Below are 11,908 nucleotides of genomic sequence, written 5' to 3'. Positions count from 1 at the left end.
CTCCGCACCGTCGCTCCGGCTTCCGCCGATCACGGTACGTCGGCCGCCACGCGCGGCGGTACCGATCAGGTGACCAACGCCTCGTCCGGGAACCCGAGCCATCGACCAGCCGTCATATCCATTTCCATACATGGACAACTTTCTCTGGGACGGTGGGGGACATGCCGATTCAGCCGAACGATCGATCCGCGCAGGACACCAGACGGTCACGACGGTGCGCCGAACAGTTCCCGGGCCAGCCCTCGTACCGCGGCCACCGCGCCGACCTCGGCACACTCTCCTGGCACGACCTGAACGAGCTGCCGGCGGGCCGCTCTCCCCGTCGCCACCTCAACACCCTCTGAGGGCCCCGGCGCCCGGGGCGACCCGGCGAGCCAGCGCGTCCTTTCGCACACCTTTCGGGTAACGTCTGCTGGTCCTCCGACAGGTCACGACGGGAGCAACTGCGCACATGGGCAAGAAGACGATCCGCGTCTCCGACTTCAGCGGCACGGTGCTGGGTCCCGACGACGAGGCGGTCCGCGTCGTCGTCGTCGAGCACCCTGACCTGGTGGCCGGGCCTGTGCAGTTGGACGCGACGCCGGTGGAGGTGGAGACCATCGACGACGCCGCGCTGGACGTGGCGGTGGTCGAGATCCACGACCGGCACGGCAACGGCGAGCCGCGCCGGGTGGTGCTGACCGCGAGCGAGTTCGACGCGATGGCCACCGACATGCCGATGGCCCAACTGCTCAAGACCGCCGAGCGGGTACGCCCGCCGAAGGCGCGACGCGCCGCTGAGAAGATCGATTACGGCACCGTCGAGCATGCCGGGAAGCCGCACCGGGGGCGGGTCACCGAGGAGGAGGCCCGACTGGTGCGCGAGCACCTGGACGAGGTCAACAAGCGCCTCGCCGACGCCGGACTGCGCCAGATCGAGCCGGACGACCCGGAGCACGCGGCCCGGTACGGCTTCCCCACCGAGTCCTGATCCGCTACTCGTTCACCTGGAGCTTGGCCAGGGCCGCCGTGGTAGCCGTCTCCACGGCGGCCTTGTCCACGCCGAGGCCGGTGAGCACACCCTCGCCGTCCTCCTGCTCCAGCAGCGCCAGCAGGATGTGCTCGGTGCCCACGTAGTTGTGTCCCAGGCGCAGCGCCTCCCGGAAGGTCAGCTCCAGCGCCTTCTTCCCGGCCGCGTCGTACGGGATCAGGTCCGGGGACGCGCCCGTGGAGGGCGGCAGCGCGGCGGTGGCCGCCTCGCGTACCGCCTCGGCCGTGACGCCTCCGGCGGCCAGCACGTACATGGCCAGCGCCTCCGGCTCGGCGAGCAGGCCGAGCACCAGGTGCACCGGGCCGATCTCGGTGTTGCCGGCGGCACGGGCCTCGTTCTGCGAGGCCATCACGACGTTGCGGGCACGCGGGGTGAAGCGGTTGAACCCCTGCTGCGGGTCGATCGGCTCGGCGTCGCTCTTGGCCACGAAACGCTTCTGCGCGGCCTGCTTGGTCACCCCCATGCTGCGGCCGATCTCGGTCCAGGAGGCGCCCGAGCGGCGGGCCTGGTCCACGAAGTGACCGATGAGATGGTCGGCGACCTCGCCGATGTGGTCGGCGACCATGACCGCGTCGGTGAGCTGGTCGAGCGCGTCGGGGTGGGCCTGCTTGATGGCCTGGATCAGGTCGTCGAGCCGGACGGGGTTGTTCATCTGGACGGGATTCGTCATGCGTCAACCATAGGTTGACGGGCCATTGCCGTCAACCACTGGTTGACGATCACCGAGCGTCGCCCCACCCCATGATCGCTGTTAACAACCTTGACTAATTCTGTTGAAATAGACAGACTGCGATATGGAGAGCGCTCTCCCCTGCTCGCCGGGGCGCCAGCCTCATCCGCCCACCCCAAGGAGACCCATCGTGTCCACCATCTCCCGCAGGCTCCGACGGGGCGCCGCCGTCCTCGCCGCGGCCGTCGTCGCCAGCCTGCTCGTCGTACCCGTGACCGCCGCACCGGCCGCCGCCGCCATCGGCGGAATCACCTGGCAGGACGAGTTCAACGCCCCGGCCGGCACGCCGGTCGACCAGTCCAAGTGGCGCTTCGACATCGGCGGCCACGGCTGGGGCAACAACGAGCGGCAGTACTACACCAACAGCACCAGCAACGCGGTGCACGACGGGCAGGGCAACCTGGTCATCACCGCACGCCGGGAGAACCCGGCCAACTACCAGTGCCACTACGGTCGATGCGAGTACACCTCGGCCCGGCTGCTCACCGCCGCCACCTTCAGCCAGGCGTACGGCCGCTTCGAGGCCCGCATCAAGATCCCTCGCGGCCAGGGCATCTGGCCCGCCTTCTGGATGCTCGGCAACGACTTCGGCAACGTCGGCTGGCCGGCCTCCGGCGAGATCGACATCATGGAGAACATCGGTCGCGAGCCGAACACCGTGCACGGCACCGTCCACGGGCCGGGCTACTCCGGCGGCGGCGGGATCACCGGCAGCCGCGTCATCGGACAGCCGCTGGCCGACGCCTTCCACACCTACCGGGTCGACTGGGAACCGAACAGCATCCGCTGGTACCTCGACGGCCAGGAGTTCTTCCGCATCGACCCGAGCCGGCTCGGCGGCAACCGCTGGGTGTTCGACCACCCGTTCTTCATGATCCTGAACGTCGCGGTGGGCGGAAACTGGCCCGGCTACCCCGACGGCAGCACCCAGTTCCCGCAGCAGATGCTCATCGACTACGTCCGCGTCCACGGCTACGTCCCGGACGGCAACACCGGCACCACCCGGATCCGGGGCCAGCAGAGTGGACGGTGCATCGACATCCCCAGCGCCAACCCGTACGACGGGGCACCGTTGCAGATCTGGGACTGCAACACCACCGCCGCCCAGGCGTGGACCTTCGCCGCCGACGGCACCGTCCGCGCCATGGGCAAGTGCATGGACCCGGCCTGGGCCGGCACCGCCAACGGCACCGAGGTCAACCTGGTCACCTGCAACGGCAACCCGGCCCAACGGTTCACCCTCAGCCCCGCCGGTGACCTGGTGAACCTCAGCGCGAACCGGTGCGTCGACGTCCGGGAGAACAACCCGAACAACGGCGGACGGCTGCAACTCTGGGACTGCGCCGGCACCGCCAACCAGAAGTGGTCCCGCGTCTGAGCGCAGTTCCTGTGGGCTCACCGCCGTCGGCGGTGAGCCCACACGCCTTCCCAGCCGTAAGAGTCGGTGACGGGCCCGGCGGGTAGTAGCCCTCTGCGGGCACCGAGGTACGGGAGGCGACGTGGAGAACGCTCAAGCGGCCGACGGGCGACGGTTCTGGTGGTGGCTCGGCGGGGTGCTGCTGGTCCTGGTGGTGGTGCTGGTGTCCACCTGGACCTGGGTCACGGTGCGCGGTGACGGCCGGGCCGGACACGTCGTCACCGGCAGCGCCGACGACCTGCGGGAGGCCACCTTCGTCCTGCTCGACGGCGCCGACGTGGTCCGGCTGCGCACCGACGACCTCGGCGCGGACGCGTACCGGGTGTCGACGCCCCGCGACGCGGGTGTGCGGCCCGCCGTCTCCCTCACCGACGGCAGCGTGCTCACCAGCCTGCGCGGCACCGGCCAGGACGGGCCGGCCATCGTCGAGGTGGTGCTGCACCACTCCGTACGCTGGCATCTCCGGCTCGGCGGCGGCGCCAAGGAACAACACCTCGACCTGCGGAACGCCCAGCTCGGCGACGTCGAGTTCACCGCCGGGGCGAGCCGGATCGAGCTGACCCTGCCGCCGGCCGAGGGCACCCAACGCACCGTCCTGGGCGGCGGGGCGAACCAGGTCGTCGTCCGCCTGGCCGGTTCCGCCCCGGTGCGGGTACGCGCGGGCGGCGGTGCCGGCTCGGTCACCGTCGACGGGTCCACCCAGTCCGGCGTGGCCGGCGGCACGGTGCTGACGCCACCGGAGTGGGAGTCGGCCACCGACCGGTACGACATCGACGCCACCTCCGGCGTCTCCAGCCTGACCGTCGACCGCACCGACGCCGACGGCTGACGATCCGCCGGGGGCCGGGCACTCCCCGCCCGGTCACCGGCCCGCACCGACGGTCCGGATACCGTACGTCGGCGGCGTGGACGTCGTCGCAGGGGAGGTGGTCGCGGCCATGCGGCTGCACGTCGGGTGTGCGATGTGGACACACAAGTCCTGGCAGAGTCGGTTGCTGGCGCACCCGCTGCCGACCTCCGAACGGCTGCGCCACTACGCCGGGTGGTGCGACGCGGTCGAGGGCAACACGACGTTCTACGCCACCCCGACCCGGGACACGGTGGCCACCTGGGCGCAGCAGACCGGCCCGGACTTCCGGTTCGTGGTCAAACTGCCCAAGGTGGTGACGCACGAACGTCGGCTCACCGACGTCACCGAGCCGATGCGGGTCTTCCTGGACGCGATGGCACCGCTCGGCCCACGCGCACACGCCCTCTGGGTGCAGCTTCCCGGCTCGTTCGGCCCGGACGACGTACCCACGCTGGCCCGCTTCCTGCGCCGGCTGCCCGCCACCCACCGGGCCGCGGTGGAGGTCCGCCACCCCGCCTTCTTCACCGAGCCGCACGCGGTCCGGCTGCTGGAGACGGCGCTGGACGAGGCGGACGCCGAATGGGTCCCGTTCGACACCACCGCCTTCTTCGCCGACCCGCCGACCAGTGACGCCGAACGTGACGCCTGGACCAAGAAGCCACGAATGCCACTGCGCACCCGCGCGCTGACCGACCGGCCCATCGTGCGGTATCTCGGCCGCGACGACACCGACCGGACGGTCGAGGGCTGGCAGCGCTGGGTCGACGTCACCGTCGACTGGCTGCGCGAGGGCCGCTCCCCCACGATGTTCGTGCACACCCCCGACAACGCGGAGGCTCCCGTGCTCGCCCGCCGCTTCCACGACGAGGTCCGCGCCCGCGTGCCCGAGCTGGCACCGCTGCCCGAACCGATCCCGGTGGAGCCCACGACGCTCTTCTGACCCGCCGGTCGGCGGCCCGTGCTACGAGCCGACCTTGCTGACCTGCACGAACGGGCGGTCGTCCCACCAGATCGCGTGGATGATGAAGCTGCGTCCCGGCGCGTTGAAGTAGACCGCCATGTTGTCCGGCGAGTTCTGCACCTTCTGCACCGCGTACCCGTCCGCCGGGGTCGCCGTGACCAGCTCGACCACGCCCGTCGAGGTCATCCGGACGACGGCCTGGCCGCCCTCCACCCGGAACGAGCGGACGTAGCTGCGGACGCCGTCGTCGCCCACCGTCACCGTCCAACCGTCCTCGGTGGTCACGGTCGGGGCGGTGGTCCGGCTCGGGCTCGTCGTCGGGCGGCGGCTCTCCACCGGCTCCGGCGTGGCGCTCGGGGTGGGGGTCGGGCTCACGCTGGGTCGCGGTGCCGCCGGCGTCGACGGCGGTGCCGACGAGGGCAGTGGCGTCGGCGGTCCGGGCGTCTCCACCGCAGGCGGTGGGCTCAGCGCCTGGTCCTGGGCAACCGGCTCCCGCAACACGGGCAGGATCGCCATCGACGCGAGCACGATGCTCGACGCGGTGGCGACGCACCATCCCGTGATCGGCGCCCACCAGGAAGATCGCACGAGGACATCGTCTCATCTACCCATATGGTGTACGCCATGGCGATGATCCTGCTGGTCGAGGACGACCGCAACATCGCGGCCGCCCTCACCCGTGCACTGACCGACGCCGGTCACGTGGTACGGCCCGCCGGGCACGCCGCCGAGGCGCTGAGAATCGTCACCACCGAGCGACCGAACCTGGTCATCCTCGATCTCGGACTGCCCGACATCGACGGTGCCGACGCGCTGCGGATGATCCGTTCGGTCTCCGACGTACCGGTCATCGTGGCGACCGCGCGCCGCTCCGAGACCGACATCATCAGCCTGCTCGGTGCCGGTGCCGACGACTACGTGACCAAACCCTTCTCCGGTGGACACATCCTGGCCCGTATCGACGCGGTGCTGCGCCGGGCCCGGCCCACCGCGAACGAGACCCCACAGTCGATCAGCGTGGGCGAGCTGACCATCCGTCCCCGGCAACGCCTGGCCGAACTGCGCGGGCAACCGCTGCAACTGACCCGACGCGAGTTCGACGTCCTGGCGTACCTGGCCGAACGGGTCGGTCAGGTGGTCAGCCGTCGGGAGCTGATGAACGAGGTGTGGCACCAGGCGCAGATCGGTGAGGAACAGACCATCGACGTGCACATCTCCTGGCTGCGGCGCAAGCTCGGGGAGACGGCCGCCCGACCGCGTTTCCTGCGTACCGTGCGCGGGGTGGGCGTGATGATGGTCGACCCGCGATGAGGTGGGCGCTGAACCGGCTGGCCATCGCCATCACCTCGATGGTGGCACTGGCCTTCCTGGTGCCGCTGGCGATCGCCACCGGGCAGATCGCCCGGGACCGGGCCGTCAGCGAGGCCCGCCAGCAGGCCACCGCGCTGGTCACCGTGCTGGGCATGGACGCCGACCCGACGCTGCTCACCAACGCGGTGGCCAGCACCACGGCGGGCAGCGCGGGGCGGCTCGCCGTGCACCTGCCGGACAGCGCGCCGATCGGCAGCACCCACGTCACCGACGCGCAGGTACGCAGCGCCGCCGGGGACCGCCGCTCGGTGCTGGCCCCGGCCGGCGACGGTGTCGCGTACCTGCAACCCACCGTGCTCGCCGACGGCCGGACCGTGATCGTCGAGGTGTTCGTGCCGGAGACCGAACTGCGCCGGGGCGTACGGACCGCCTGGTTCGTGCTCGGCGGCCTGGCGATCGTCCTGGTGGCCGGTTCGACGCTGCTCGCCGACCGGCTCGGCGGGCGGCTGGTGCGCGCCACCCGGGACCTGTCCGCGTCGGCGCGGCGGCTCGGCGGTGGCGACCTGACCGCCCGGGCGGAGCCGGCCGGTCCGCGTGAACTCCAGGACGCGGCCCGGTCGTTCAACACGATGGCCGACGACCTCCGGCTGCTGATGAACCGGGAACGCGAGTTGGCCGCCGACCTCTCCCACCGGTTGCGGACGCCGTTGACCGCGCTGCGTCTCGACGCCGAGGCGATGCCGCCGGGCCCGATCGGCGAGCGGATGCGGCAGGCCTGCGACCTGCTCGACGAGGAGTTGGACTCGATCATCCGCGGGGTCCGGCGCGGCACCGACGGGCGGGACGGGCAGAGCGCCGACCTGGTCGAGGTGCTGGCCGACCGGTTGGCGTTCTGGTCGGTGCTGGCCGAGGACCAGGAGCGCCCGTGGGAGGTGACCGGCGGCGACGTGCCGGTGGTCCTGCCGATGCCGCGCAGCGAGCTGATCCTGGTGGTGGACGCGATGCTCGGCAACGTCTTCGCGCACACGCCGGACGGCACCGCCTTCCGGGTCAGCGTGTCGCCCGACGGCGTGGTGGTGGACGACGCCGGGCCGGGCATCGCCGACCCGACCCGGGCGGTGCAGCGGGGGGTGAGTGCCGCCGGATCCACCGGTCTGGGGCTCGACATCGTACGGCGCGCCGCCGAGACGTCGGGCGGTAAGTTGGTCGTCACCCGCAGTCCGCTCGGCGGCGCCCGGGTCGGCATCCTGCTCGGACCGGTCGACCACACTCCGGAGCGGCTCGGGAGCAGCCACCGGCTTTCATGATCCTTTCCGGAGCCGTTAAGGCTCCTTTATGGAACCGCGCATTAGCGTCCTCGCCGTCACAGCCGCAGCGAGCCGTACGGAGTTCAGATGCGCAGGAAGATCAGCTACCCACTGGTGGCCCTCGGCATGGTCGCCTCGTCACTGGCGGTCTCCTCGCCCGCCCAGGCCCACGGATACGTGTCCAACCCGCCCAGCCGGCAGGCACTCTGCGCGGCCGGGACGGTCACCGACTGCGGCCCGATCCAGTTCGAGCCGCAGAGCGTCGAGGCGCCCAAGGGCTCGCAGCGATGCGACGGCGGAGTGGCCCAGTGGTCCGTGCTCTCCGACGAGTCCCGCGACTGGCCGGCCCGGAACGTGGGCAACTCGGTGACGCTCACCTGGGTGCTGACCGCCCGACACCGGACCGCCGACTGGCAGTACTTCATCGACGGCAACCTGGTCGCCGAGATCGACGAGGGCAACGCCCAGCCGAACGCGACCGTGTCCCACACGATCGACCTGAGCAAGTTCCCGGGTCGGCAGCGGCTGCTCGCGGTCTGGAACATCGGCGACACCCCGATGGCCTTCTACAACTGCGTCGACCTGGTCGTCGGCGGCGGCGGGGCCGCGCCCGCACCCCGGCCGACCACCGCCGCGCCCACCACCGCACCGACCACGGCCGCGCCCACCACCGCACCCACCCGGCCCACCACCGCGCCGACCACCACCGCACCCACCAGCGCCGCACCCACCAGCGCAGCCCCGCCGCCGGCAGCCGGCGGTGACGCCTGGGCGGCCGGGGTCAGCTACCGCACCGGTGACGTGGTGACGTTCGAGGGCAAGCGGTACGAGTGCCGACAGGGCCACACCGCGATCAACAGTTGGGAGCCCTCGATCTACACCCTCGCGCTGTGGCTCCCGCTGTGAGGCGCCGACTGGTCGCGGCGGCCCTGGTCGTGCCGTTCCTGCTCGGCGCGTGCGGATCGCCCACCACGCAGCAGCCGCCCGCCGCGACGAGTGACACCACGGTCGCCGAGATCAAGGCCGGCGACGAGTACAACGACACCGACGTGATGTTCCTGCAGATGTTCGTGCACCACCAGCGGCAGGCCCTGCAGATGACCGCCACCGCGGTGCAGCGTGCCCAGGACCCGGAGCTGAAGACGTTGGCCCAGGCGGTGCAGGTCACCGAGTCCGACGAGCTGAAGATGATCGAGGGCTGGCTCAGGAGCTGGGGCAAGTCCACCGAGGTCGACACCGCGCCCAACCTGCACGCCCACCACGGTGGGCTGCCCGGCACCGGACCCGCCGAGATCGAGGCGTTGACGACGGTCAAGGACGCCGAGTTCGACACCGCGTTCCTGAACCTCTTCCTGGCCCACCAGCACAACGCGATGGAGCTGGCCAACCTGGTCCGCAACGGCGGCGAGAACGCCGAGACCAAGGCCTTCGGCGAGCGGGTCCGCGCCTCCCGGCAGGGCGGGATCCAGCAGATGCTGAGACTGATGAACGGGTAACCGCCGAGACGGGCACGTCAGCGGGGACGGCCGACGTGTCGGCCGTCCCCGCTGACGTACTACCGACGGCAACCGGCGGCCGTCACCAGATCCGCAGCTCGTACACCCGGACGGCGGCGAAGTTGAGGTAGCGCTGCTTCTCCAACGTCGTCGAGTGGTAGCGGCCGGCGTACTCGTAGTTGACCGTCACCTTGTTGTTGCCGGAGTTCACGCGGTGCACCTTGCCGATGTTCACCGCGACGGCTCCGGCGTTCGCGAAGCACTGGGTGGAGCCGATCCCGCTGCTGGTCTCATAGCTCACGGCGAGAAGATCGGTCCGCCCGGCACAGTCGACGCGGTTGATGGCGTACGCGGGATTTGCCGGCAGCGCGAAGGTCACCGCGACCGCGGCGAGAGCTCCGGCGGCGACCTTCTTCAGATTTACCCTCAAGGCGTGATCTCCTGATCGTGGGACGAGACAGGTCCGGACCGACCGCCGTACACCCCGGAACTCGGGTGGGCGGTGGCCCGGCACCTTCACGACGGACCGCGCCGGGGCGACGTTCATCTCTCGGTGACCGCGCGAACACCGGACTCGTCGCTACCCGAGCCGATCCTGCTCCTGTCGACCGCTCTCGTCCGCACGTTCGGCGCGATCGACCGGCATCGGTCGACTTCCCGTCGGTGGCCGGTCGCCGCGCCCGCCCGTCCGGGTCACCCGGTACCGCCGGTTCAGTCGGTTCGGCCAGCCCAGGAACCTGTCGAACATGTCGGCGGCGCTGCCGGTCTGACAGGGATCCAGCCGGTGCAGGTCGTCGATCGCCTCGTGCAGGCAACCCGCCAGATAGACGAAGAGATTGACCGGGGCACCCTCGTAGTCGGCCAACAGGGCGAGCTTGCCGCGGGTACACGGCCAGGGGTGACCGCAGTGGCGGCACAACCACAGTGGACGCATCGGCGGATGCTCGGCCGGCTCGGCCACGACCTGGTGCGGAGTCGGCGGCTGACGTTCTTCGGTCATGACCGTGGCCTCACCTGCATGCGACTCCCGCCGACTCGGACGAACGGCGTGCGGCGTACGACCGGCCGTGAGCCGCCGACGCCCCACGCAGTAGGAGGCCCGGCAGCCGGTCCGGCGTTACGAAAAGTGCGTCGCCGAAATCGTGCGTCGCCGGTCGCGCGAGTCCGGGCCCGGCGATCAGGCCCAGGGGGTACGGACCCGGAATGAACTCGCCCGCGCGAACGTCTCCGAACCGTCGGGAAAGTCGATCCAGAACCCGACGTCACGCTCGTGCACCACCAGGTGCGGGTAGTTGTGCGAGCGCATCGTCACCGAGGTGGCCGTCGCTCCTCGTTCGGGACAGAAGGTCGCATCCTCCCGGAACAGCGGGGTGCCCTCGTCCGGGTGCAGGCGCAGGCGCAGGCTCGCGTGCCGCAGGTAACGCCCGTCGGCACTGCGCAGGGTGACGCAGCCCGGATCGGCGAGCCCTCGGCTGACCGTGAAGGTGGCGCGTCGTCGGACCGGCGTACTGCTGGCCCCGGTCACCTCGTCGAGCCCGGCGAGGTCACCGTCGACGGTCAGGTACCGGCCCGGTGCCCGTACGGACTCGAACGACCAGGTGCCCAGCGGGATGGTGCCGGCCGGCACGGACGGGCGTACCGCCGTCGGTGCTGCGGCCGGGGTGCGGGCCGGGGTGGTGGCGGCCGGAGTCGGGGTGGGGCGCGGCGGGGCAGCCGACGACGTCACCGGCGCCGCCACGGCCGGCGGCGGCGCGGGCACGGGGTCCGGCCGTAGCGCGACGCCGACGGTGGTGCCGGCGATCAGCACGGCACCGGCCGCGACGCTCGCCACCGGATGCGCCACCACCGCCTGGGTGAGCATGCCCAGCACCGACCCGCCCTGCCCGGCGGCCACCCCGCCGCTGACCGCTGCCCCACCGGCGACCGCCGTTCCACCTGCCGCCGTAGTCCCGGCGACGGTGTGCGCCGCCAGGGCCGGAGTGCCCCCGGCCGCACCGGTCAGCAGGCCCTTGGCGACCAGCGCCGCGGTCAGTCCGGTCGGCACCGCCAGCGACGCGATGCCCAGCAGCAGCCGTTCGGCGGGGACGCGGTCCTCGGCACCGGCCCCGCAGTACCGACAGTCGCGGACGTGCCGGGCGATCCGCTTGCGCCACACCGGTGTGGGCCGCCCGTCCCAACCACGGACCGCCGTCGAGAGGTCCGGGCAGGGCGCACGGAGGGACAGCGCCGCGACGATGCTGCGGCCGGACTCCAGTTGCTCCCGCATCCGATGCAGGCGTACGCCGACGTGCGCGACGGTCAGGCCGGTCGCGGCGGCGACCTCGGCCCGGCTCAGCCGCCCGGCGCACTCCTGCCACCACAGCGCCAGCAACGGCCGGTACGCCGGGTCGAGCCACCGGGTCGCCTCGACCAGTTGCCGACGCTGGTCCGACACGTGCAGCCGCAGGATGGCCTCGCCCTCGACGTCACCACCACCGGGCAGGTGCTCCACCGTGGCGACCACGGCGAGCCGGTCGACCGCACCGCGGACCCGGTTCCGGTGCCCGGCGATCTGGTGCAGCGCGATCGCCACCAGCCACGAGCGGAAGCTCTCCGGCGCCCGCAGCGTCGGCAGGTCACGGACCACCCGGAGCAGCGTCTCCTGCACCACGTCGTCCACGTCCGGGTGCCCGCTCAACGCCCTGCCGACGAGGTTGTAGAGCAGCGGAAGGTGCGCCGAGACGAGCTGGTCGCGCGCCGACCGGTCCCCCGCCTGCGCGGCGACGACCAACGCGGCGTGGTCCGCAGTGATCGTCATACCGCACCG

Annotated in this window: 13 protein-coding genes and 1 pseudogene; 8 read left to right on the top strand and 6 right to left on the bottom strand. The window is 71.6% G+C overall.

From position 1 onward, the window contains the following. Positions 1-206: 206 nt before the first annotated feature. Positions 207-329 (bottom strand): hypothetical protein, encoded by a 123-nt coding sequence (locus ACQVFL_RS06400; protein WP_431728940.1) that lies wholly within the window; start codon positions 327-329, stop codon positions 207-209. A 122-nt stretch (positions 330-451) separates the two neighbouring features. Between ACQVFL_RS06400 and ACQVFL_RS06395 the strand changes: the two genes are divergently transcribed. Next, complete coding sequence (locus ACQVFL_RS06395) at positions 452-970, top strand: hypothetical protein (RefSeq protein WP_396691837.1); 519 nt, start codon at positions 452-454, stop codon at positions 968-970. A 4-nt stretch (positions 971-974) separates the two neighbouring features. On the opposite strand, the gene ACQVFL_RS06390 is transcribed toward ACQVFL_RS06395, so the two are convergent. Beyond that, positions 975-1,700: a Clp protease N-terminal domain-containing protein gene (locus ACQVFL_RS06390; RefSeq protein ID WP_396691838.1), complete on the bottom strand. Its 726-nt coding sequence runs from the start codon at positions 1,698-1,700 to the stop codon at positions 975-977. A 190-nt stretch (positions 1,701-1,890) separates the two neighbouring features. On the opposite strand from ACQVFL_RS06390, the gene ACQVFL_RS06385 reads away from it, so the two are divergent. The 3 genes from ACQVFL_RS06385 (at position 1,891) to ACQVFL_RS06375 (ending at position 4,967) form a co-directional block, all read left to right on the top strand. Continuing rightward, a complete protein-coding gene (locus tag ACQVFL_RS06385; RefSeq protein WP_396691839.1) occupies positions 1,891-3,138 on the top strand; it encodes a family 16 glycosylhydrolase in 1,248 nt (415 codons plus the stop codon). Between the two features lie 121 nt (positions 3,139-3,259). Further along, positions 3,260-4,006 carry a hypothetical protein gene (locus tag ACQVFL_RS06380; RefSeq protein WP_396691840.1) on the top strand — a complete coding sequence of 249 codons (747 nt, stop codon included), beginning with the start codon at positions 3,260-3,262 and terminating at the stop codon, positions 4,004-4,006. 133 nt (positions 4,007-4,139) lie between these two features. Then, complete coding sequence (locus ACQVFL_RS06375; RefSeq protein ID WP_431729781.1) at positions 4,140-4,967, top strand: DUF72 domain-containing protein; 828 nt, start codon at positions 4,140-4,142, stop codon at positions 4,965-4,967. Positions 4,968-4,988: 21 nt separating this feature from the next. Here the strand turns inward: ACQVFL_RS06375 and ACQVFL_RS06370 are convergent, their stop codons facing one another. Next, on the bottom strand, positions 4,989-5,504 hold the full coding sequence (locus ACQVFL_RS06370) for a DNA mismatch repair protein MutL (protein WP_431729780.1): 516 nt from the start codon (positions 5,502-5,504) through the stop codon (positions 4,989-4,991). Between the two features lie 108 nt (positions 5,505-5,612). Here ACQVFL_RS06370 and ACQVFL_RS06365 point away from each other — a divergent pair, with 108 nt between their 5' ends. The 4 genes from ACQVFL_RS06365 (at position 5,613) to ACQVFL_RS06350 (ending at position 9,102) form a co-directional block, all read left to right on the top strand. Beyond that, a complete protein-coding gene (locus ACQVFL_RS06365) occupies positions 5,613-6,299 on the top strand; it encodes a response regulator transcription factor (RefSeq protein WP_396691841.1) in 687 nt (228 codons plus the stop codon). Then, a complete protein-coding gene (locus ACQVFL_RS06360) occupies positions 6,296-7,606 on the top strand; it encodes a sensor histidine kinase (RefSeq protein ID WP_431728939.1) in 1,311 nt (436 codons plus the stop codon). The genes ACQVFL_RS06365 and ACQVFL_RS06360 overlap by 4 nt, the downstream gene beginning before the upstream one ends. 87 nt (positions 7,607-7,693) lie before the next feature. Beyond that, positions 7,694-8,512, top strand: coding sequence for a lytic polysaccharide monooxygenase (locus tag ACQVFL_RS06355; protein ID WP_431728938.1), 819 nt, complete (start codon positions 7,694-7,696; stop codon positions 8,510-8,512). Beyond that, entirely contained in the window at positions 8,497-9,102 is a 606-nt protein-coding gene (locus ACQVFL_RS06350; protein WP_431728937.1) for a DUF305 domain-containing protein, read from the top strand. The genes ACQVFL_RS06355 and ACQVFL_RS06350 overlap by 16 nt, the downstream gene beginning before the upstream one ends. A gap of 82 nt (positions 9,103-9,184) precedes the next feature. Here the strand turns inward: ACQVFL_RS06350 and ACQVFL_RS06345 are convergent, their stop codons facing one another. The 3 genes and pseudogenes from ACQVFL_RS06345 to ACQVFL_RS06335 all read right to left on the bottom strand — a co-directional run bounded on the left by ACQVFL_RS06345 (position 9,185) and on the right by ACQVFL_RS06335 (position 11,899). Beyond that, positions 9,185-9,532 carry a beta/gamma crystallin domain-containing protein gene (locus ACQVFL_RS06345; RefSeq protein ID WP_396691845.1) on the bottom strand — a complete coding sequence of 116 codons (348 nt, stop codon included), beginning with the start codon at positions 9,530-9,532 and terminating at the stop codon, positions 9,185-9,187. 255 nt (positions 9,533-9,787) lie between these two features. Next, positions 9,788-10,102 (bottom strand): annotated as a pseudogene (locus ACQVFL_RS06340) (hypothetical protein); the annotation flags it as partial. 177 nt (positions 10,103-10,279) lie between these two features. Further along, positions 10,280-11,899, bottom strand: coding sequence for a sigma-70 family RNA polymerase sigma factor (locus ACQVFL_RS06335; RefSeq protein ID WP_431728936.1), 1,620 nt, complete (start codon positions 11,897-11,899; stop codon positions 10,280-10,282). Between the last annotated feature and the right edge of the window lie 9 nt (positions 11,900-11,908).

Origin of the sequence: Verrucosispora sp. TAA-831 (assembly GCF_050780145.1) — a bacterium.
Lineage (GTDB): Bacteria > Actinomycetota > Actinomycetes > Mycobacteriales > Micromonosporaceae > Micromonospora.
This window is presented reverse-complemented; position numbering and strand designations above follow the sequence as displayed.